At 70.9% G+C, this 20,116-nt stretch carries 34 protein-coding genes; 31 read left to right on the forward strand and 3 right to left on the reverse strand.

What is annotated here, in order from left to right; genetic code table 11:
• Nucleotides 1-13 precede the first annotated feature (13 nt).
• The 7 genes from ACZ58X_RS27215 to ACZ58X_RS27245 all read left to right on the forward strand — a co-directional run bounded on the left by ACZ58X_RS27215 (nt 14) and on the right by ACZ58X_RS27245 (nt 3,143).
• Nucleotides 14-271, forward strand: coding sequence for a hypothetical protein (locus ACZ58X_RS27215; protein WP_470336207.1), 258 nt, complete (start codon nt 14-16; stop codon nt 269-271).
• 55 nt (nt 272-326) lie between these two features.
• The gene (locus ACZ58X_RS27220) at nt 327-689 is read left to right on the forward strand and encodes a hypothetical protein (RefSeq protein ID WP_470336208.1); all 363 of its coding nucleotides are present in this window, start codon (nt 327-329) and stop codon (nt 687-689) included.
• Nucleotides 690-719: 30 nt separating this feature from the next.
• Nucleotides 720-1,091, forward strand: a complete 372-nt coding sequence (locus ACZ58X_RS27225; RefSeq protein ID WP_470336209.1) for a hypothetical protein — start codon at nt 720-722, stop codon at nt 1,089-1,091.
• A 311-nt stretch (nt 1,092-1,402) separates the two neighbouring features.
• Nucleotides 1,403-2,026 (forward strand): hypothetical protein, encoded by a 624-nt coding sequence (locus tag ACZ58X_RS27230; protein ID WP_470336210.1) that lies wholly within the window; start codon nt 1,403-1,405, stop codon nt 2,024-2,026.
• A gap of 73 nt (nt 2,027-2,099) precedes the next feature.
• Nucleotides 2,100-2,531, forward strand: coding sequence for a hypothetical protein (locus ACZ58X_RS27235; RefSeq protein WP_470336211.1), 432 nt, complete (start codon nt 2,100-2,102; stop codon nt 2,529-2,531).
• A 78-nt stretch (nt 2,532-2,609) separates the two neighbouring features.
• Nucleotides 2,610-2,774 (forward strand): hypothetical protein, encoded by a 165-nt coding sequence (locus tag ACZ58X_RS27240; protein WP_470336212.1) that lies wholly within the window; start codon nt 2,610-2,612, stop codon nt 2,772-2,774.
• A 72-nt stretch (nt 2,775-2,846) separates the two neighbouring features.
• Nucleotides 2,847-3,143 carry a hypothetical protein gene (locus ACZ58X_RS27245; protein WP_470336213.1) on the forward strand — a complete coding sequence of 99 codons (297 nt, stop codon included), beginning with the start codon at nt 2,847-2,849 and terminating at the stop codon, nt 3,141-3,143.
• A gap of 104 nt (nt 3,144-3,247) precedes the next feature.
• Here ACZ58X_RS27245 and ACZ58X_RS27250 read toward each other — a convergent pair whose 3' ends face one another.
• Nucleotides 3,248-3,808 (reverse strand): DUF6233 domain-containing protein, encoded by a 561-nt coding sequence (locus ACZ58X_RS27250; RefSeq protein ID WP_470336214.1) that lies wholly within the window; start codon nt 3,806-3,808, stop codon nt 3,248-3,250.
• 350 nt (nt 3,809-4,158) lie between these two features.
• On the opposite strand from ACZ58X_RS27250, the gene ACZ58X_RS27255 reads away from it, so the two are divergent.
• On the forward strand, nt 4,159-4,608 hold the full coding sequence (locus ACZ58X_RS27255) for a DUF2958 domain-containing protein (protein ID WP_470336215.1): 450 nt from the start codon (nt 4,159-4,161) through the stop codon (nt 4,606-4,608).
• 144 nt (nt 4,609-4,752) lie between these two features.
• Here ACZ58X_RS27255 and ACZ58X_RS27260 read toward each other — a convergent pair whose 3' ends face one another.
• Complete coding sequence (locus tag ACZ58X_RS27260) at nt 4,753-4,971, reverse strand: hypothetical protein (RefSeq protein WP_470336216.1); 219 nt, start codon at nt 4,969-4,971, stop codon at nt 4,753-4,755.
• 190 nt (nt 4,972-5,161) lie between these two features.
• On the opposite strand from ACZ58X_RS27260, the gene ACZ58X_RS27265 reads away from it, so the two are divergent.
• From ACZ58X_RS27265 to ACZ58X_RS27375, 23 genes are all read left to right on the forward strand, one after another.
• On the forward strand, nt 5,162-5,521 hold the full coding sequence (locus tag ACZ58X_RS27265) for a hypothetical protein (protein ID WP_470336217.1): 360 nt from the start codon (nt 5,162-5,164) through the stop codon (nt 5,519-5,521).
• A 103-nt stretch (nt 5,522-5,624) separates the two neighbouring features.
• Complete coding sequence (locus ACZ58X_RS27270; RefSeq protein WP_470336218.1) at nt 5,625-6,215, forward strand: hypothetical protein; 591 nt, start codon at nt 5,625-5,627, stop codon at nt 6,213-6,215.
• Entirely contained in the window at nt 6,212-6,664 is a 453-nt protein-coding gene (locus ACZ58X_RS27275; RefSeq protein WP_470336219.1) for a hypothetical protein, read from the forward strand. Before ACZ58X_RS27270 ends, ACZ58X_RS27275 begins: the two co-directional genes overlap by 4 nt.
• Nucleotides 6,665-6,669: 5 nt before the next feature.
• Complete coding sequence (locus ACZ58X_RS27280; RefSeq protein WP_470336220.1) at nt 6,670-7,248, forward strand: hypothetical protein; 579 nt, start codon at nt 6,670-6,672, stop codon at nt 7,246-7,248.
• 455 nt (nt 7,249-7,703) lie between these two features.
• Nucleotides 7,704-8,888: a DUF932 domain-containing protein gene (locus ACZ58X_RS27285; RefSeq protein ID WP_470336221.1), complete on the forward strand. Its 1,185-nt coding sequence runs from the start codon at nt 7,704-7,706 to the stop codon at nt 8,886-8,888.
• 218 nt (nt 8,889-9,106) lie between these two features.
• Nucleotides 9,107-9,433 (forward strand): hypothetical protein, encoded by a 327-nt coding sequence (locus ACZ58X_RS27290; protein WP_470336222.1) that lies wholly within the window; start codon nt 9,107-9,109, stop codon nt 9,431-9,433.
• Between the two features lie 178 nt (nt 9,434-9,611).
• A complete protein-coding gene (locus tag ACZ58X_RS27295; RefSeq protein ID WP_470336223.1) occupies nt 9,612-9,890 on the forward strand; it encodes a hypothetical protein in 279 nt (92 codons plus the stop codon).
• 114 nt (nt 9,891-10,004) lie between these two features.
• On the forward strand, nt 10,005-10,643 hold the full coding sequence (locus tag ACZ58X_RS27300) for a hypothetical protein (protein WP_470336224.1): 639 nt from the start codon (nt 10,005-10,007) through the stop codon (nt 10,641-10,643).
• A 709-nt stretch (nt 10,644-11,352) separates the two neighbouring features.
• On the forward strand, nt 11,353-11,637 hold the full coding sequence (locus tag ACZ58X_RS27305; RefSeq protein ID WP_470336225.1) for a hypothetical protein: 285 nt from the start codon (nt 11,353-11,355) through the stop codon (nt 11,635-11,637).
• A gap of 71 nt (nt 11,638-11,708) precedes the next feature.
• A complete protein-coding gene (locus ACZ58X_RS27310; protein ID WP_470336226.1) occupies nt 11,709-12,245 on the forward strand; it encodes an antirestriction protein ArdA in 537 nt (178 codons plus the stop codon).
• 134 nt (nt 12,246-12,379) lie between these two features.
• Nucleotides 12,380-12,670 carry a hypothetical protein gene (locus ACZ58X_RS27315; RefSeq protein WP_470336227.1) on the forward strand — a complete coding sequence of 97 codons (291 nt, stop codon included), beginning with the start codon at nt 12,380-12,382 and terminating at the stop codon, nt 12,668-12,670.
• A gap of 105 nt (nt 12,671-12,775) precedes the next feature.
• A complete protein-coding gene (locus tag ACZ58X_RS27320) occupies nt 12,776-12,967 on the forward strand; it encodes a hypothetical protein (RefSeq protein WP_470336228.1) in 192 nt (63 codons plus the stop codon).
• Nucleotides 12,967-13,467 (forward strand): hypothetical protein, encoded by a 501-nt coding sequence (locus ACZ58X_RS27325; RefSeq protein ID WP_470336229.1) that lies wholly within the window; start codon nt 12,967-12,969, stop codon nt 13,465-13,467. The genes ACZ58X_RS27320 and ACZ58X_RS27325 overlap by 1 nt, the downstream gene beginning before the upstream one ends.
• 145 nt (nt 13,468-13,612) lie before the next feature.
• Nucleotides 13,613-14,026, forward strand: a complete 414-nt coding sequence (locus ACZ58X_RS27330; protein WP_470336230.1) for a hypothetical protein — start codon at nt 13,613-13,615, stop codon at nt 14,024-14,026.
• A 183-nt stretch (nt 14,027-14,209) separates the two neighbouring features.
• Nucleotides 14,210-14,617, forward strand: a complete 408-nt coding sequence (locus ACZ58X_RS27335) for a hypothetical protein (RefSeq protein ID WP_470336231.1) — start codon at nt 14,210-14,212, stop codon at nt 14,615-14,617.
• A 152-nt stretch (nt 14,618-14,769) separates the two neighbouring features.
• Nucleotides 14,770-15,048, forward strand: a complete 279-nt coding sequence (locus tag ACZ58X_RS27340; protein ID WP_470336232.1) for a hypothetical protein — start codon at nt 14,770-14,772, stop codon at nt 15,046-15,048.
• Nucleotides 15,049-15,145: 97 nt separating this feature from the next.
• Nucleotides 15,146-15,400, forward strand: a complete 255-nt coding sequence (locus ACZ58X_RS27345; protein WP_470336233.1) for a hypothetical protein — start codon at nt 15,146-15,148, stop codon at nt 15,398-15,400.
• A 73-nt stretch (nt 15,401-15,473) separates the two neighbouring features.
• Nucleotides 15,474-15,947 carry a single-stranded DNA-binding protein gene (locus tag ACZ58X_RS27350; protein WP_362430089.1) on the forward strand — a complete coding sequence of 158 codons (474 nt, stop codon included), beginning with the start codon at nt 15,474-15,476 and terminating at the stop codon, nt 15,945-15,947.
• A gap of 283 nt (nt 15,948-16,230) precedes the next feature.
• Entirely contained in the window at nt 16,231-16,857 is a 627-nt protein-coding gene (locus tag ACZ58X_RS27355; RefSeq protein ID WP_470336234.1) for a hypothetical protein, read from the forward strand.
• The gene (locus ACZ58X_RS27360; RefSeq protein ID WP_470336235.1) at nt 16,851-17,243 is read left to right on the forward strand and encodes a hypothetical protein; all 393 of its coding nucleotides are present in this window, start codon (nt 16,851-16,853) and stop codon (nt 17,241-17,243) included. The genes ACZ58X_RS27355 and ACZ58X_RS27360 overlap by 7 nt, the downstream gene beginning before the upstream one ends.
• 166 nt (nt 17,244-17,409) lie before the next feature.
• Nucleotides 17,410-17,970, forward strand: coding sequence for a hypothetical protein (locus ACZ58X_RS27365; RefSeq protein ID WP_470336236.1), 561 nt, complete (start codon nt 17,410-17,412; stop codon nt 17,968-17,970).
• A gap of 70 nt (nt 17,971-18,040) precedes the next feature.
• Nucleotides 18,041-18,484 carry a hypothetical protein gene (locus ACZ58X_RS27370; RefSeq protein WP_470336237.1) on the forward strand — a complete coding sequence of 148 codons (444 nt, stop codon included), beginning with the start codon at nt 18,041-18,043 and terminating at the stop codon, nt 18,482-18,484.
• Nucleotides 18,485-18,666: 182 nt separating this feature from the next.
• Nucleotides 18,667-19,539: a hypothetical protein gene (locus ACZ58X_RS27375; protein ID WP_470336238.1), complete on the forward strand. Its 873-nt coding sequence runs from the start codon at nt 18,667-18,669 to the stop codon at nt 19,537-19,539.
• A 77-nt stretch (nt 19,540-19,616) separates the two neighbouring features.
• Here the strand turns inward: ACZ58X_RS27375 and ACZ58X_RS27380 are convergent, their stop codons facing one another.
• Complete coding sequence (locus ACZ58X_RS27380; protein WP_470336239.1) at nt 19,617-20,105, reverse strand: hypothetical protein; 489 nt, start codon at nt 20,103-20,105, stop codon at nt 19,617-19,619.
• Between the last annotated feature and the right edge of the window lie 11 nt (nt 20,106-20,116).

Consider the following 20,116-nt stretch of genomic DNA (forward strand, 5'->3'; position numbering starts at 1 on the left):
ACCAAGGAATCTCGTGACCTCACACCGGGCCGAAGGCCCCATCGTCCAGCTGCACGTCGTCGTGACCGAGCGCACCGCCCCCGAGCCGGAGCCCGTTCACCTTCACCCGCTCGACCTCATCGCCGCGATCCTGCTGGCCCACTACGGGCCGGACACCGGACCGGACACGCCGGAGCCGCAGGGAGGTCCCCGTCCCCGGTGCCGTCACACGACCTGGGCGGCCCCGCTCACCGAGGCCGACGTGTACGGGTTCCTGATCGATCTCGGCTGATCCGCCACCGGGGCCGGGAAGGCCCGGCCCCGCCCCCCTCCCGGAAAGGAAGGCCATGGAGGCCAGCACCATCACGTTCGACGACGTACTCGCGTTCGTCCGCAGCCAGGCCACCGACGTTGACCTGGAGCGCTTCGAGGACACTGCCAGGAAGCGGCGCAGCTCCCTGAGCAAGGAACGCGCGAAGAACCTCGCGCCGGGGCAGAAGGTCCGGCTCGACTCCTACAAGGACGCCCGCCTCAACGGACTGACGGGCGAGGTCGTCCACGTCGACCGCCAGCCGCGGAAGGCGGCCTACGCCGCCGTACGCCTCGACGAGGAGTCCACCCGGCGGCTCGCGAACTTCCGGCATGTCCCGGAAGGCGAGAAGGAGTACACCCTCACCCGCCTCGCAGCCTCCGGCTGCTACCCGGCCTGAAGCCCGCCCACTCGAAAGGAGCCCACCGTGATGGGACTCACCGCTGACGCCGTCAACGACTTCCTCGCGCAGCACGCGAACGACAGCCACCTCGACGCGCTCTTCCCGGCCACCAAGAAGCGGCGGGAGGCGCTGGAAACGCTGCGCGTGACGATGCTGAAGGTCGGCGACGAGATCACCGTCGCGCGCATCCGGCCCAAGTACTTCGCCGGACTGAGCGGCACCCTGATCAACATCTCGGCACCGTCCCGAGGGCGGCAGAAGACGGTCATCCGGCTCGACGAGGAGTCCACCCGGCGCCTCCGCCAGCACGAGTGGGTGCCCGAGGAGGACAAGGAGCACGAGATCGACTGCATCCCTCTCAGCGCGTGCTTCCTCAAGGGGGAGGCCCCCACGAAGTAGCCCGAGAGATCGCGCGGCGGCTCCGTCACGGCCGCCGCGCCCCGCCCACCCGGAAGGACACGATGACCACCCAAGGGCTGCCGCCCTTCAGGCCCACCGACTTCGAGGAGCCGTGCGAGGGGTGCGGAGCTCCCGCGGGGGCCTACTGCCGCCCGGGCTGCGACTGCGGGTACACCGCTGAGAACGCTCGCGCCGACGCAGTCCGCGCCCAGCGCCGCTCCCTACACCAGACGTGACCGGCTGCCGGGCTCCCGACTCCTCCGCCGGGAGCCCGGCAGTCGGCCGTACCGCAACCGCCGAAAAGGAACCCCGTGTTTGTCGTCGCCCCCCGGCTCCCCAAGGAGCTCAGGCCCTCCCACGCGGCATGGCGCGCAGCACAGCACGCCGCCGCCCTCGCCGGGGCCGCCCTGCTCCGCTCCGCCTACCCCGAGCTCGACGCCGAGGACCCGGAAGACCCGCTCTGCCTCACGGGCCGCGCCGCCGAGGATGGCAAGATCACCTTGTGGCCAAGTGCGCCGGACGACCTGCCGGGATTCCACCTCGGCGCCGAGGCCCTGCCCGTTCCCGTCGCCCAGCTGATCACCGACATCGTGCACGGCCGTGACTGGTTCCCCCTGGTCAGGGCGGGGACGAACGAGCCGACCAGCGACATCGCCGCCGCGGAGCCCGGCCGGTACGCCCAGGCCGAGGCCGGGCGACCGGCGGCACACGAGCTGACCATCGACGACGACGGAACGGTCGCTCTCCACTTCCCCGGCCTCACCATGAACGCCGTCCTCGGCGCCCTCGCGGTCCTCCGAGACCCCGGCGCCGTGCGGGTCCACCAGGCCGGCTGCACCCTCAGGCACTGCACCTGCCAATGCCCCACCGTCGACGACTGCCGCCCGTGCGACAGCTGCGCCTGCCAGTGCCAATGCACCGGCGTGGCCACCTGACGGCCTCCCCGCACCGCCGAGGCGGCCGGAGCCGACCCCGAGTCCCCCTCCAGACCAACCCGCGGAGACACAGATGTTCCCGACGTACAGCGCCCTTCTCGGCCGGGCCCAGGCGGCACAGGACCCCAAGGTCCGGTGCGCCTTCCTGGTCGCTGCGATCACCCACGCCGCCGACCTCCAGGCCCGGGAGACCGGAGACGGCCACCGCCGCGCCCGGACCGTCACCGTCGAAGTCGGCGCAGACCCGGACACTCTCGTCGTTCTGCACATGACGACGGACGACGGAGCCCGCCTCGACCTGGACGGACTGCACTTCGACCAGGTCGCGGAACCTCTCGCCGACCTCGCTCGGCACCCGTATGAGGACTGGGCTGATCACTGCGCGCGCAGCGACGACGAGCTCGGCGTGTACGAACTCGACGTGCAGGCCACGGCCCGCGAGGCGCTGAGACTCCTGTGTCCGTGGAGTGACCTCCGGACGGGGTTGATCACCATCGACAAGTAAGGTAAATTAGTTAATGTCGGAACCGGGGAGGGCAAGCCCCGGCCGTCCACCACAGGCCCCATCCGCACAAGGAGTGCCATGACGAACCACTGCGACGACTGCCGCCGCCCCGAAGCGCTCAAGCGCCACTCCCGCGTGGCCCTGAACGGCGCGATCATCAGCGCCTGGCTCTGCCTCCCGTGCGGAAGGCGATTCGATGAGATCACGACGCGGCTCAACTCGGCCGCCCTGCTCGGAGCCTGACGCCGCCCCCGCTCCAGGGTGCCGCACTGACTCGGCGCCCTGGGGCGTCATCCCCGACCCCACGGACATCCAATGCCGAACCTCCTGTCCGCAGCGACGAAGCGCCTCGCCGGCGCGGCGTCGCGCACGCTCCTGGCGAGCGCTGACCTCGCCGCCCGCCGGACGGGCACCCTCAACCCCTTCGACGTCACCCGCATCGTCCTGGAGGAACTGTCGAAGCCCGACGCCTCCGGCGCCGACTTCTTCAACGAGGTCCAAGGACGCGTCCACGCCGCTGGCTTCCGGTGGTCGTGCGGCACGTGCGCCTGCGGGCGCCCCGCTGGTGAAGACGAGCTCAGCCCGTGCGACGCCTGCCAGAGCGACGGCTGACTGGGCTACGCGTTCGACGCGGTACTGCGGTCCTCTGCCCGGCACGAGACGGGGCGCGCGGCGCGCCCGTCGCGCCTCGGCCGGCCCAACCTCGGACAGCCCGGTTACGCCCCCCAGTCGTAGGGGTCGTCCTCAAGGCCCGCTCGCTCGCCGAATCCTTCGTCGAAGCCCTTGAGGACGGGGTCGAGCTCGGCTGCCGCACACAGGGAGCAGAGCCGGACGCCCGGGCGCTCGGCAGCGTCGAGCGCCTGCTCCCACGTCAGAACGGGGACTCCCTCCGGGGCTTCGGCGCAGTCGACGGCGTGCACGACGCCCTGGGCCGGTCCTCGGCGGCCGCCGAGCTTCTGCAGCACCCATCCGGAGGGCCGGCGGGGCCCGAGGATCTGCTCGACGAGGGGTGGCGGGGCCAGGCGCTCGATGGGGATGGAGTCGTACGCCGCCCCGTCGACGGGGCGAAGGTGCTCTTGGGGACGCAGCCACATCCGGTACTCCGCAGCTTCGATGCCGCCGTCCTCGGTGGTCCTGTAGACCGGGATCGAAACGAGGTAGAGCCAGCCGTCGGGCAGCTGCCGCCGGGCGTGGAGGCGCCCGACGATCTCCTGTTCGCCGTCGGGCAGCAGGATCCGGATCGGCGCCGGCCGGGAGTCGGACAGGGGGGTAGTCACCTTTCCACCGTAGGCACGAGCGCGCCGTCCGTCGTGCGACCGCGCACCCGCCGAGAGGGAGCGGAGCTCCCTCGGGCCCTGCGGAGCCGAAGGGAGGGTCACCGGCAGGTCGCCCGCGGCCCGCTCGGTGGAGTACGAGGTGCGGCACCGCGTGAGGCACCTCGCAAACGGGGCGGTGGCCGCCCGTCTCCCCTCACTCAAGGCGTCGGATCGCCCGAAGGGGGATCCCCTGGTCGGTGAGCAGGTTGCCCTTCATCCCCAGATGGGGTAAATTAGTACACGTCATGAAGGGGAGGGCAAACCCCGGCGTGACGAGACCACCACAAGCCGCCTCGACCCAGGGGACCTCTATGACCGAGCAGCACGTGCCCGCCACCCAGTCCGACCAGATCCTCACGCCGGAGGTCTGGCGGCGCGAGCGCGGACACGACTTCTACCCGCCGAGCGAGGTCCTGCGGGACGTCCCTGCGATCTATGCCACGGACGGCATCCCGTGCGAGCACAAGACGATCCACGCGCACTACTTCGCCGCGTGGGGCGACTGGTACGTGGCCGAGTTCGATCCGGCCAGCGGGGAGGCGTTCGGCTGGGCCCGGCTCGGCGCCGACGACACGCAGGGCGAGTGGGGCTACATCGACCTCCCTGCCCTGGAGTCACACCGCTCCACCACGGGGCTGCCCAACTTCGTCGAGCGGGATCTGGACTTCGAGCCGCAGCTCGCTGCCGACTGCCTGCCGAAGGGGCGCCGCCGCCTTGGGTGCGATGTCGAGGACTGCGTCACGTGCGCGCCGCAGTCGTAGGGCCCCGCCGAAGGCGGAGCCGCCGCACCGGCTGAGAGCCGGTGCCCGGCCCGGCTCTCAGCCGGTGCGCTGTCGCGTGAGCGGTTCCGCCGGCATGGTCCGGCCCGTGGATCCGGCCCCGGCCTTCCGGGTCGGACGGGGCTGTCAGCGGCCGTCCGCTCGGTCCGTCGCCCTCATGATCTCGTCGATCAGGGCCAGGTCGGTCGGGACCGGCTCGCCCGCGGGAAGGTCCAGGACGACGGCGCCGTACGCCGGCTGGGGCTGGGCGACGAGCCGCGCGGGCGCGACTCCGTCGCCCGGGATGATCCCGCCGGTCGCGCTCGATGTCTTGGCCGTGCCGCCGCGGGTCGCGTGCAGTTCCATGCTTCCCCCTCGAATGTCGTCGGTCGAGCGTATCGGCGAGTTGGGGGTTCGGGGTCGCGCCGTCGACAAAGGGGCCGGAAGCGGAAGTTGACAGCCTCACCCCAGATGGGTAAATTAGTATACGTCGAAACGGGGAGGGCAAGCCCCGGATCGGTCACCACACGCCGCCTTCCTCCAAGGAGTTGCGCTCATGCTGCACCAGCCTCACGCCAACGGCCCCTGCGAAGCCTGCCTGGCCACGGGCCTGCCCGCCGTCGCGGCCCGCGACCTCAAGGTCGGCATGCTCATCCAGGACAAGTTCACCCCCGGGCCGTACACCGAATACTCGGTCGGCGAGATCGGCACCGTCGAGGTCGACGAAGGCAGCTACTTCGCCGTCCGATGGTCCTTCCGATGGCACCGGGTCTACCGGGGAACCGAGCTGATCTACGCCTACCCGGACAGCAGCCGCTGCACCTACAACGTCACGGGAGCTCACGAATACCTCCCGCTCGAAGCCGGCACTGCCGCACCTCCGACCGAGAAGTACGTGAACCCGACCTACCCCTGAGTCCAGCGCGCCCCCGCACCACCGGGGACGCAGCGACTTCGCCGGTCCGGGAGGGCGAACCCGGACCGGCGCACCACAACCACCAGCCCAAGGAGGAATCCCGATGGGAGCCCGAGCCATCGTCGAATGGCACCAGCCCAAGAACGAGTTGCCTGCGCTCCTGCAGCGCAACCCCTGGCTGAGCCCCAGCACCTTCCTGCCTGCGCTCGCGGACTTCGTCCACGTGGCTCGCGAGACCGACCAGGCGCCCAGTGCCGAACTCTTCCGAGGTTGGGCCGCCGAGCGAGTGCCGTACGTGCTCGGCGAGGACGAGACGCGCGACCGGATGACCTTTCTCAGGCCCGGGGCCGACGTGCAGTTCCACTACCTCGTCCAGCTCGCCGAGGATGACCAGCCCGCCGGGCGGGCGCTCAGTGTGACGGTCCGCGAGAAGAACCTCTTCCAGCCGGGCACCGGCGGTCGCTGGGAAGTCATCCACCAGGCCGGGGCCGACGAGGAACTGTTCGAACTGGCCGCCGGCATCCTGGAGCGGCAGGCTGCCCGCATCCGCCGACTCGCAGCCGAAGGCCGCGGCGGACCGATGCCCGCGGCCCACGAGGTCGCCGACCGCGCCGCGCAGATCCGGGCGCGCATCAGCCAGCCCGCCGAAGCGGATGGTCGCGCGCACGCGGTCACCGGGAGCGTGACCGCGTGAGCAGCCGACAGACCCTGTGGGACCCGCCACCGACGCTGAGTCCGAGCAACCTCGAAGGACTCAGCGTGCTCGGGCACGCCCACGGACCGACCCACGCCCCATGGACCGGCAGGGGAAGGAGCCGCACCCGGTACTCCATCCACGCCGTCGACGTCGAGCAGGGCAGGCTTCTCGTCTCGATCAGCAGCATCGTCCTCTCCGGGGGCGACACCGAGTATCCGCATCCCCAGCGCGGCATCACCGGCTGGGCGAAGCCCAGGAGCTTCGAGCTGATCCTGCTGTCCCACCTGCGCGCCGAAGGCGCACATGCGGGGTACCAATGCCATCACCATGTCACCACCTACCCCGATGCCCGGCCATGCTGGCACTGCAAGGTCCACCCGCCGGCGGACGGCTGCACGTACTTCTCCGTCGCCCGCCACACGTTCGTCGAGGACACGGCGCGGTGAACGGGATGGCCATCGTCCAGAGCAGGGTCAGCGACCGCCAGGGCCGCTGCCTCGCCGCTGCGGCCCGCGGTCGCCTCTTCGCCGCCCGGGAGTACGGCGCCGTGCGCTACTTCACGCTCCGGCCAGGTCCTGACGCCCCTGCCGTCTTCAGACCGGACGACATCCACGAGTGCGTCAGCCGAGGCTGGCTGGAGTGGGCCGACGGGGGCGCGGCCGCGGTCATCACCGAACCCGGACGCGCCGCCCTCGACGAGTACCGGCTCGACGCCCAGCGCCGAAGCGAACTCCCGTACACCATCACCAGGAACGCCATGCGGGGCGAGCTGCACGCGCCGCACGAGCCGATCCGGATTCTGCGCGACGCCCGGACCGGCCGGGAGATCAAGCCCGGCGACAGGGTCACGGACCCGTTCGGCGAGCCGATCACCTACCTGGGCCCGACCATGAGCCGGACCGGCGACACCGGAGCGTGGCGGCCCAGCCGGATCGCCCGCGTCCTGTACCCCGGAGAGATCCCGTGGGTCTTCCTCCCCGCCGAGATCGGGGCCGCCTACGACGACATGCCGCCCGCGGGCGGGGCCTGAGCCGGGGCGCGGCCGAGCGGGCGCCGGCCACCGTGCTGTCGAACGCGGGGCTCCGCCCCGGACCCCGGCCTCACTCCCAGAGGGGGGGAGGGCCCCGTGTTCGACAGCGGCACGTGGGGGGTGAAGGGGCGGGGCGCGGGGTGTCCCTCCGGCCGATCGACGTCCGAACCCTGCCACACCCGGCCGGGACCACTAGCCCAAGCCGCTGCGCGGTCGCTGCGCGAGGCCAGCGGCCCCGGCCGGGCGCGGCACCACCGCGCCGCCGACCGACCGGAGGGACACCCCGCTCACACGGGGGCGCAGTCTGCGGGCCGCAGAAACCTGCCGAAAAAACCGGCGAAATCGCTGGTCAGGAGTTGCGCCGACTCCCCCAGTGAGGTAAATTAATACATGTCGGAACGGGGAGGGCAAACCCCGGGCCGGCCGCCACAGACCAGCCTCACAAGGAGCGCACCATGGCCATCGAGACCGCCGAGCAGTTCACCCGCCGCGCCGCCGTCGTCATCCCGACCGACGCCGCGTCGAACGCCCGGAACGCGGACCTCCCCGACCTTGCGCAGATCCTCAAGCGGCAGCAGGACGCCAAGATCGACATGGTCGCCCCTGCCTCCGCCCTCACCTTCCAGGGCGGCAACCTCAACGTCCAGGGCCTCTCCCCCATCCTCACCGACACCGGCGTCACCATCGCCGACGGGACCTACCGCCCCACCACCGTCGCCGACGAGGGCATCGCCTCCAAGCTCGGCATCCCGCTCGCCTACCTGCGCCGGATGCGCGCCGAAAAGGTCGACCTGTACGACGCGAACGTCATGGGGTGGCTCGCCGAAGACCCCGCCCGCAAGTTCCTCCTGCGCGGCTTCACCGGCCACCAGGGCGGCGAAGGCGTCCTCCGCGCCTTCCTCTCCGACAGCTACAAGATGATCGACAACTTCGACGTCCTCCTGGCCGCGCTCAGCGGCGTGAAGGCATCCGGCCACGACGTCCGTATCACCGGGTGCGACCTCACCGAGCGCCGCATGATCGTCCGCGTCGAGTCCGAGCACATCAAGGTGCTCGCCCCCACCCTCCTGCGCGGCTACCGCTCCCCCTTCACTGGCCAGACCGGCGACGAGCTGCCCATCGTCAGCGCCGGATTCGTGATCGCCAACTCCGAGGTGGGCGCGGGCGCGTTCACCATCACCCCCCGCATCACCGTCAAGGTGTGCGAGAACGGCATGACCATCCAGAAGGACGCCCTGCGAGCCGTCCACCTCGGCGCCAAGCTGGACGAAGGCGTCATCCGCTGGTCCGGCGACACCGAGACCAAGAACCTCGAACTGATCACCGCCCAGGCCCGCGACGCCGTCGCCACCTTCCTTGACCGCGAGTACGTCGAGACCAAGCTGACCCAGATTGAGAAGGAAGCGGGCCGCCCGATCACCGACCCCGTCAAGACGATCGAAGTCGTCTCCAAGAAGCTCAAGTTCACGGACGGGCTCCGTGAGTCGATCCTGACCCACTTCATCCAGGGCGGCCAGACCACGGCGGGCGGCCTCATGCAGGCCATCACCGCCACCGCCCAGACGCTCGACGACGCGGACGCGGCCTTCGAGCTGGAGGGCCAGGCCCTCACCGCCATGAGCCTCGCGGCCAGCGCGTAACCCCAAGACCGCCGCTCCGGGACACGGCCCCCACCCCATCCCGGAGCGGCACCCGCCCGGCCCGTCCGACCACCCCACCCCGGACGGGCCGGGCTCCCCGGGCCGGGGCCGCGATCACGGCGGCATCGAGCCGCCGCGCCCGCGCGCGCCCACCGCCGCCGGCCCCCGCCGCCGTACGCGGCCCACCGCAGCACGTCGAAGAGAAAGGCCCGCCGCCCATGCAGGCGACCGCCACCCGCCCCCAGCCCGCCCGCCACCTTCCCCTTCGCGTCCCCAGCGACCGCACCACCACCTCCACGTGGTGGTTCGTCGTGACCGAGTCCGGCACCGAGATGCTCACGCTCTGCCCGGACACCTCCTACGCCCCCGTCAACGTCTACGAAAACGGCTATCTCGTCCCCATCAGGGCCCGGGAGCGCTGCACCCCCGACCAGCGCCCGGACATCCGGCTCGAAGTCCGCCCCGACCACAGCGCCGCCAGTGCCTCCTGCCGCGTCCCCGTCCACCACCCCGTGTGGCAGATGCGGCTCCACCAGGAGAACTGACCACCGGCTTCACCTCCCGGCCCCGGCCGCAGTCCCGACCGCCGGAGGCCGGGCGCCCGCCAGCGCGGCAGCCGCGAGCGCGGCGGCATCGAGCCGCCCCGCCCGCGCACGCCCCGCTCCCGCCCGCCGCCCCCGGCACCGCGGCGGCAGCGCGGAATCCCGAAAGGCCCAAACCGTCATGCCCACCCTGATAGCCGTCGACCCGCCCGGCTGCGGCTGCACCGAGTGCATCACGGGGCAATACGTCCCCCTCGACCGCGCGACACCCCAGGACATCGCCGCTCTGCTCAACGGCCGGCTGCGCAACCACACCGGCGCCGCCCTCCGCGTGACCGTCGTGTACGCCCTCAGCCCCGGCGGTGCGCTGGACGACGCCGTACCGGACACGGTCCGAGTCGACTGCCAAGGGCTGCCCTGGGACCTCGAGCCCCAGCACGCCGCTCCGCGAGAGCGGTAAGGCCCCGGCCCGTCCGCCAGCCGCGGTTCCGGCGGCATCGAGCAGCCAGGACCGCGCACGCCACCGCCCGCCCCACGCCGGGCCGCCCCGCTGCCCACCGAGAGCAAGGACACCATGATCATCACCCTCGAACCTCCTCAGACCATGCACCATGAGGAGCATCTCGGCCAGTACGGCCTGCTCCGAATGGACATCACCACCAACCCGGCCGACGGCAGCAGCACGTACAAGCTCCGCGCTCCCCACGTCCACGGTCACGCAGTCCTCTCCCCGGGAACCCTCCTCGCGGACCCCACCGAGTCACCCCGCCCGCGGACGGTCGACCTCCTGGTCCTCTTCGGCACAGAACCCGCAACCCCTGCCCACCGACGAGAAGACCCGCTGACGATCAACGGGATCGCGCTCGCCAGCCTGACCCGCGTGTTCTTCGAAGACGTCGACGCCGGCGCCCGGGTACCAACCTTCCGGCGGAACAAGAACTCCAACGCGATTCCCCTGCCCCCCGCCACCGGCCGGCACGCCGCGGCCGTGCTCGGCGCAGTCGTCGCCCACTGGCGAGCCCGACCCGACCGAGAAGCCCTCGAAGCCGCAGGACGCCGCATCGCCGCCGCCACCTACCTGGAGAGGTACACCAAGGAGCTGCACCAGCTGGACCAGACCCTCAACGAGACCCGGGCCGCCCGGGTCAGGACCTCCCAGCGGGTCGAGACCCTCCGCGCCCTCCTCCCGGGCACCGAGCACGCTGCCGCGTAACCGACAGGCCCCCGCATCAGGCCGAGCGCCCGAACCGCTCAGGCACGCCGCGGACCTCGGCTCCTCGTTCACCTAGCCGCCGCGGGCGAAGGCTGACCCGGCCCCACCGCGCCGGGTGCCGCCCACGACCCGGCCAGCTCGGTGCAGCCTGGCGTCCCCCGCGGGGGATCCGCTGTCGGCGGGGGGAGAAGCACGGGCCGGGGGCTCCGCCCCGGGCGGAGCCCGGCTGGCGCCGGGCGCTGCTCCCCGGCGCCAACCTTCGCTGCGCTCCGGCCGGCACCGGGGTCTACCTCCATCCCCGGCTTTCTGATTGTGGCCGCGCGGGCCTGGCCCTCAAGCGCTCCAGTCCGTGTCCTCGCCGGCCCGCTCCTACGTCGCTATACCGGCTCCGGTACTCCTTCCCGCGCTTGACCGCCAGGCCCGCGCGGCCTGGAACTACCTTTGCCGGGGCGGGAGGAAGAAAGGTCGGCGGGTATCCGCTCGTAGGGGCTTCGGCCGTCCCCCGGCGGCCGGGCTGACGGGGGTGCTCCGTAGAGGCACACAGCCGCTCCGCGCCTGCTCCACCCCGGACGATGGCGCCGAAATCGGGGAAAAGTCGCTGTTCAGAGATTGTGCAAAGGTCACCGCAATGGTAAACTAGTACACGTCGGAACGGGGAGGGCAAACCCCGGGCCGGCCGCCACGATCCACCGATCCAAGGAGTCGTCCCATGGTCGCCGTCCTCACCGAGGCCCCGCCCGCGCAGATCGCGGTCGCGCCGCAGCTCGAAGAGTACGACCGCATCCAGTGCGCACGTGAGGACTGCCGGGCCGACTCGGGATTCCCCGACGACGCCGACGAAGGGGCCTGGGCCGCCTACGACCAGGGCTGGCACATCTCAGACTTCAACCGCGACACCTGCGGCTGCCCGCATCTGTGCGCCGACTGCGCGCACGACTGGTGCGGCGTGATGGACGACAGCCCGCGCCTGATCGGAATGCGCGTCGTCGGTTAAACGCCGCCGGGCGGCCCGCGCAGGGCCGCCCGCCCCGCCCGCACTGGCACCCCAAGGTAAGGACGTTTTCCGTGAATGCCATCTATGTCGCCTCCCTTTCCGACTACAACGCCGGACGGCTCCACGGAAAGTGGATAGCGATCCACGGCGATGCAGACGACGTTTATGGCGAAATAGACGCCGTACTCAGGGCCTCTCCGCAGGGAGGAGCGGAAGAGTACGCGATTCACGATTTCGAAGGATTCGGCGGAATCGAGCTGCGGGAAACCGAAAGCATTGAAGATCTGGTCCTCATCGCCGAAGCCCTGGACCATTACCCCGCCGAAGTCGTCAGGTACTTCCACGAGAAGGTGAGCGCCGAAGATCTCACGGAGAAGTGCCAGGATGGATACATCAGGACGACTGAATGGAACCTTGACCCGGAATCGGCCGTCGCTGAATACGCGCTCGACTATCTGACCGACCACGGCGCCGAGGGGGTGCCGCAGCTTTGGCGCGATCACATCGAGGCCGTAGCGCAGTCGCTCGCGGTCAACTGGATAAACGACGGCGGTGTCATCCCCATTTATGCCGGAGCCGGGACCTATCACCTTGTGCGCGGCCATTGAGTCTCTCGATTTCCCGCCCGGAAAGCGCCGGGAAGGTTGACACACCTTTCCTGTGAGGGTAGATTAGTACATGTCGGAACGGGGAGGGCAAACCCCGGGACGGCCACCACGAACCACCGAGTCGAGGAGACCTCATGCCCGCCGTGATGCTGACCGCCGCCGACCAGCTCGACACCATCCGCGAACTCGTCCACGAGCTGTACGGCAACCGGGCGGAGACCGTGGACCGGGGTGGCTTTGGGTACTACCGGGTCGACGACTACGAGTACGGGGCCGAGTTCGTCGCCCGCCCCCTCGATTCCCTCGACCCCATCCAGGCGACCGAGCTGCGCCACGAGCTCTCGCACCACGTCGCCGAGTACGCCGACGACCCCCAGGCGGACCCCGACCGGGTCGAGGACCAGGGCCAGACCGTCCGTCTGTAGCCCGCACACTCCCCCGCGCCCCTCGGCGGGTGCGGGGACGCCCTCTACCGGCCGGGCATTCCGGCCGGCCTCAAGCCCCCACATGCACCCCTGAACGGACCTCCAATGACCCTCCAGAGCCCCGGAGACCCGCAGGCGGACCTGCTCGCCCGCGCTGCCGCAGGCGACCGCGCCGCCCAGGTCGCATTCGCCGCCGGGCGCGCCGCCCGCATCCGGGCCCGCCACCTGCTGACCGCCAGCGGCCGGGCCGCCGCCTACCGCATGATCCGGCGCAACCCGGAGAGCGAGGCCGACTGATGAGCACCGACACCGCCAAGTCGCCCCTGCCCGACCCGTACGCGGACCCCGCCGCCCACCTCGCGGCCCGCGCGCATCGGCTCCACGAGGCCCATACGGAGATGGCCGGTGCCTTCCTCCACTCCGCCGCCCCCGCCATCCGCGCGCTGTGGCCCCGGGCAGAGCGCGTGATCTTCGACCGCACCGCCCACGACGCCGACCCCCGCCACCCGGTCACCTTCCTGCGCATCGAAGGCGTGTACGGGGCCGTCATCGCCACACGCGAGGAAGCCGACGCGCTCGACCGAGACGGCCAAGCGCTCCTGCGTGACGCACTCGCCGAGGTCTACGCGGCCGTCCTCCACTGGGACGCCGGGGCCGTCCCCGGGGCCCGCCCGTGGTGCGTGCACTCCACCTACGGGTTCCAGGACGGGGCCACGCCACCGTTCCTGTGCACGGTGACCCTCCCTCCTGCCGGAGCAGCGGCCTCGCGGCTTGATGTGCTCGACCGTATCGGGTAAACTAGTAAACGTCGGAACAGGGAGGGCAAGCCCTGGGCCGCGCACCACGAACCACCGAACCGAGGACCGTCTCACGGGATACACCCACTACTTCGCCTACGCCCCGCAGTCGGAGACCTTCCGGGTCAACTGGCTCCAACTGCGCATGGACGCCGCCGCCGTCATGGACTTCACGAAGGCGTCCGGGATCCCCCTGGGCGGATCCGACGGGCGCGGAGCGCCGGTGATCGGCGAAGGCCTGATCCTCTTCAACGGGCGAGGCGACGAGACGTGCGAGGACTTCCGCCTGGAGCTCGACCCCGACCGGCTCTCCCCGTCCGGTCCGTTCGTCTGGGGTTTCACCAAGACCGCCGCATGCCTCTACGACGTGGCCGTCACCGCCGTACTCCTGCGCGCCCACGTCCTGATGCCAGAGGTGTTCGCCATCGACAGCGACGGCGCTTGGGCCGACTGGCTGGAAGCCCGAGCCGTCAACCAGGCCCTGTTCCCCGACTCGCCCCTACCTGTGGCCGAACCGTTCACCGACACCACCTGCGGCCCCCTTGCCGCCCGCCGCTGACCATCGCCGCCGGGCCCGCCCGGGCCCGGCGGTGGCCGGCCCCCCGCGCCGCTCATGGAGCGCGTACGCGGGACTGGTGTTGACACCCCACCCCAAAGCTAGTAAATTAGTACACGTCGGAGAGGGGAGGGCGAACCCCGCACCGGCCACCATAAAAGCACCGCCGCAGACGAGGAGCACATCATGGCCCGCACCGACCGCGCCGTACGCGACCGCAAGGCATTCGAGGAGCGCCTGAAGACCGCCGCCGAGGCCGGCCGGAAGAACGCCCGGCGCTACGCGAACGACTGGTGGGGTCGCCTCCATGCCGAGGAGCTGACGGCGGAGAACGTCCGGATGGACAGTTTCTTCGAGGCCATCACCGGCTACCAGTTCCAGATCGAGCTGTGGGTGAACCTCATCGAGGCCCTGGAGGTCAGCGGCGACGTCGTCGCGACGTGGCACGAGAAGATCGCCGAGGCTGAGCGGAACTCCGAGCGAACCGGGGGGAGTATGGGCAACCCTGTCGCCGACGCCCGGCAGCACCTCTGGCGCGACGCGAATGAGAAGTTCGCCCGATACGCCGCCGACTCCTTCCGGCGCGTCGGCTGAACCGTCCCGCGCCCGTCCCCTTCGGTCTTCCGGTTGAGGTCGGGCGTGCGAGGTTGCCAACTCAACCCGCAAGAGGTAAATTAGTATATGTCGGAACGGGGAGGGCAAACCCCGGGTCGAACACTACGAACCATCGAGCGAGACGAGCGAACATGTCCACCGCCACCCGCCCCGCCATCGGCCCCCGCCTCCTGGAGGCCGTCGACGAGAGCCCGTACGGCGAACTCAGCAAGACTCACGTCCGCTACATCAACGGCCGTCCGTACCGCTTCCACTGGTGGGAGTACCGCTCCGGCGACACCTTCGTCGACGTCTCCGTCCCCGACGAGCCGACGTCGGCGTTGATCGACATCTTCCCCGAGTACGGCACCATGCCCGAACACTTCGGCTGGACCCTGCTCCGCCAGTTCAGCAGCTACATGTTCGACTAGCCGCCGCCCGCCGGGGCGGCGAAGCCCCGGCACTCCCCGCGGAGCGCCCGCCGAAACGGCGGGCGCGCCGCGTCCGCCCACCGAAACGAGACAGGGCATGACCATTCCCGGAATCCTCGCCGCGCTCAGCCTGGGGTACGCGCTCGGCCGCCTCCGCCCCTGGGGCCGGCTCGGCAACTGGGCCGACTGGCAGGTGCGGCACCGCCCCGGGCGCTGGATCGGGAGCCGCGCGCGCGAGTCGGCGCTGTTCGTGGCTCTTGCCGCCACCCAGCCGCGCGCCGCCTTTGCCGCCCTGCGGCAGGTGCGGGGCACATCACCGCGCCAGGTTGACACGTTCACCCGCGAGAAGTAAACTAGTACACGTCGAGAAGGGGAGGGCAACCCTGGATCGGCCGCCACAGAACCACCAACGAGGAGAGACCCCCATGGCAGGCGAGACCACCATCACCCTGATCGGCAACCTGGTCGACGACCCAGAGCTCCGCTTCACCCCCTCCGGCGCCGGAGTCGCCAAATTCCGTGTCGCCTCCACCCCGAGGATCTTCGACAAGACCACCAACGAGTGGAAGGACGGCGAGAGCCTCTTCCTGACCTGCTCCGTCTGGCGACACGTCGCCGAGAACGTCGCTGAGTCCCTGACCAAGGGCATGCGCGTCATCGTCCAGGGCCGCCTGCGCCAGCGCAGCTACGAGACCAACGAAGGCGAGAAGCGCACCGTCTACGAGCTCGACGTCGAGGAAGTCGGCCCGAGCCTGCGCAACGCGACCGCCAAGGTGGCCAAGGTGCAGCGCAACGGTCAGGGCCAGCAGAACGGCTGGGGCCAGGCGCAGCAGAGCGGAGCCCCGCAGGCGGACCCGTGGGCGACCGCCCCCAGCGCGGACGACCAGCCGCCGTTCTAGCCGCCCCGGGGGCCGCGTCGCGCGATGCGGCCCCCGGCCCGCCCGCCGCCCGTCCGCGCGGGACCGCGCCCAGACCGGCATCGAGCCGGCCCGGCCGCGTCCGCGCCGAACCGCCCGAGCCGCGCCCCGCCGTACGCACCACCAGGCCGCTGACAGCCGCCAGCGCGCGGCCACCATGAGCCCGGCGTCCGTTTGCTCGCCGGCCGACCGCGTCCGCGGCGGCATCGAGCCGCCTCGTACGCGAACACCCCCACCACCCCCGCCGTCTGCACAGGAAAGCCCCATGCCGTCCCGAACACCCCCGTCCCCGACGGTCGCCCCGGAAGACGAGTTCGACATGTACGGCGTCCAGCTGCCCCTCGGGGGTTGGACGTACGCCCTCGACGACACACCCGTGGTCTACGGACCCGGCTGGTACCCATTCCACCGGCACGTGCAGCGGACCGAGCCGCACCCCGAAGCGCCCCTCCTGACCCGCTCGGCCAGCACCGGGCGGACCGTGTCCACGAGCGTGCGCATCTCGCCGGACACCGAGTTTCGGTCCTGGCGCAACGAGTACACCCTGCTCCGCCCCTACGACCACCGGGTCCACGCACACCTGACGCTGTTCGTCGAACCGCACGGTGGGGGCGCGATGATCCGCCGTGTAACCGCCGAGATCGACCTCCGCACCTCCCGCGTCACCGTCCCCGCACAGTGCCCCGTCCACCTCCGAGAGCAAGCCGAGGTCAAGGCGCAGCGGGCGATGGACCTCCTCGCCGCTGCGCGCGCGGAACGACGTCACGGCCGCCCGGCTCCGGCAGCCGTACTCCACCCCGGCCTACGCCACCACGGCCCCCGCTACCCCGACTACACCGACACGGTCGAGGCCCCACGGCTCGCGGCCGCCATCACACAGGAGACATGGTGATCGTCTACGTCCGCTTCCGCCCCAACGACCGAGCCGAGTACGGGCCGCTGGAGGTCATCTCCTCCCTCGGAGTCGCCCAGGGTGAGCTGTCCCGCAGGGCCCGCGATGGGCAGGGCACCATCAACACCGCCACCACCGTGCTCGGAGTCGCGAAGGAGCGGAACGCGACGATCTACCAGGCACTCCGTAGCTTGTGGTCGCTGAACCGCGAAGCCCTGGACGGCTGCGACGACACGGCGTCGATGCTCGTGTGGGAGCCCGGCCCGGACAACACCCTGCCGTCCGAGGGCGCCGAACCGGCCGAGCGCTGGACCGTGCGCGGGCCGGCGTGCGTGGTCGAGCGTGAGCCGCTGCGCGGCAGGATCCAGGCGAAGCGAGGCCTGTGAGCCGGCCGTCTGCCGGTGCTCTCCAGCGCCCGCAGACCAGGCGGCGCCTCTCCGTGGGGCCGTCTTTCACTTCTGGCACCCCTGCGACGTACGCGGAGCTGCCCTACGCCCAACGAATTGGTCAATCAAGACGGTCGCCCGCGCGGCGGCCGGGAACGGACACCTCATGCCCGAGCGGGCCATCCTCGACTGGCTCGGACCGGACGACCGGACCGAAGCCCGGATCTACTCGCGTTGGGCACCCCCGACGCACCAGGTCCCGGCCCTGGCCGACTACATCACCACCCTCGCGCGGCCCGAGCAGATGACCCTGGCCGGATACCGGGCGTGGGTCCACGCCCGGGCGCCCCACCTCATCACCGCCGTTGTCCCGCCGTCCGTACCGGAGAGCCCCGGCCAGCCCGACTACCGGTACACCCTTCGTACGGAGCCGTTCCGTGTCACCGTGCGGGGCCAGCGCGACGGCACCTGGGCGGACCTCGTTTCGGCCGACTCCCTCGGCGACCTCTTCGCCGCCGCTGCGCGCATCCTCTCCGAACAGGCCCTCCGCATCCGATCCCTCGCGGAAGCCCTCCCCGCCTCGCCGTTCGCCGCCTACCTGGGAAGCCCCGACACCCTGGAGACCGCCGCGATCGGGCACGAGGCCAACGCCGCCGCCGCCGGCTGGTGGCCTGACGAGCACGAGCTATCGGCGGCGTCGCTTGACCAGACTACTCAGAGTAGGTAATTTAGTAAACGTCGGAGACGGGAGGGCAAGTCCGGACCCGGCCACCACAACCACCGAACAGGAACAGACCATGACCACCACACTGGACCTCCAGCACGACAACGCCACCACACACGTGCTGAACCAGACCCGCACCATCGCGCCCGCCATCGCCAAGGCCATCGGACACGTCAGCCCCTGCACCCACCTGCCCGCGTGGCACTGCGCACCGATCACGCTTCCCGCCGATCTCCGTGAGCACCAGGAGCACGCTCGACGCTTCCGCACCGAACTCACCGAGACCGCCTGCACCTGCCTCCACGGCCTCCCCGAACAGCTCCTCGCTGACCTGGCCCGCCGCTGGGCCGACGCGCTCGACGCCGGAGTCTGGTACGGCCAGTCCGCGCACCGATCCTCGCCGGAGGTCCGCGACCACAGCCGTCGCGAGTTCGACCGAGCCCTACGCGACATCCGAGCCCTCGCCGACTGGATCACCAGCGGCACCGCTGCGCACACAGCCCGAGGAGCGTGGTGAAACAGCCATAGCCACCCGTACGAGCAACCGCACCGAACCGCCGTGCCACACACCACCACGGCGCCTCGGCCGACGACGGACACGAACCTCTCGTCCTCACGAGCGAGAGCGCCGCCCCGTCGTCGGCCTCTTGGCGTCCCCCCAAGCCGCCGAGCGCCGGCCACCACCAGGAGCACCAGCCCATGAAACCGATCAACGAAGTGCGCACAGCCTTCGCCGAACTCCCCGCGAAGATCACCAACAAGCAGATCGCCGACGCGACCGGCCTCACCCTCCACGGCGTCCGGAACTGGGTGTACGACAAGGAGCTGTTCGCCGACTTCCCTCCCGAGCTCCCCGAAACCGGACCCCGCGGCGTCAAGTTCCGCGACCGCGACCTCGTCCTGAACTGGATCGTCGACAGGTTCGGCGGGGAGGACATCGCCTCCGGCCCTCGCGATGTCGCGGAAGCAGCGCGTCGCGCTCGCCCCCGCCGCGCGAAGATGGACAGCAAGGACCTCGCCCGTACCCTCGGGATCAGCGTCCGCGGCGTGAACTACTACGCCAGCGCCTACAGCGCGGAGAAGACCGACACCCCCTTCCCCGAGCCGGACGAGAGCGGCGAGCGGGACTGGCAGGCCGTTCGCGAGTGGATCCTGCAGAACGCCGAACGGGAGCGGAAGCCGTCCAAGACCTCCACCCGCGACGCCCGCGGTCTCACCACGAGGGAGCAGGAGGTGCTCGAGCTGGTGCAGGGCGCCGAGAACGCCGGCACCACCGTCACGCCGGCCTGGCTCGCCGAACAGCTCGGCCTGAAGACGACCGACTCCGCCAACCGGCTCCTGCGGGCCATCGAACCCCACCGCGGCCAGACCGCCGACAGGCTCCGACCGACCGCCCTGGCCGAAGCCGTCGGCACCACCACCGACATGCTGAAGTACTACGCCACGACGTACGGCAACGACCCGGATGACCCGTTCCCGGCGAAGGACGCCAACAGCGCCCGAAGCGTCACCGAGGTGAAGGAGTGGATCGGGCGGCGCGAGAAGGCCGCCAAGGCCGGCCGCCGGTCCTAGTGGGTACGACCCGGTGAACAGCAGACGGCCCTCCTCGCTGCGCAGGTGCGCGGCAAGGAGGGCCGTCCCGTGTTGAACTACGCAGCCGACACCTCCGCCGCCGGTACCACGTCGCTCGCGGCCGCGGAGCTGGTGACCGCGGCAGCCCCACCCGCCGCCGGGCCGTCCCCCGTAACCGTGCCTTCGGCTGCGCCGGCCTGGACATCAGCAGCACCCTTCGCTCCATCCGTACCGTCAGACGCCTCAGCCGCCTCGTCATCGTCCTCCTGGTTCAGGAAGCGACGTATCTCCCGAAGCGACAGACCGAGCTCATCAGCGGCGCTCTGCTGACTGCCGAACACGTCGACGGCCTCGACGATGGTCTTCGCCATCTCCCTCTCGACAGTGGCCGCCTCGTCCGCCGCGTCCTTCTCGATCGCGGCGATCTTCCGCTCCTTCTCCTCCTGGATGGTGGCCAGCTTCTTCTCGTGCTTCTCGACCGCGTCCAGGACCTTCAGCTGCCGCCTCTGCTTGTCCCGGAGCCTCTGCTTCCGGGACAGCACCGATTCGTTGTTACGTGAAGTCATGCCGGGATCTT

This window comes from Kitasatospora sp. NPDC040550 (genome assembly GCF_055594965.1).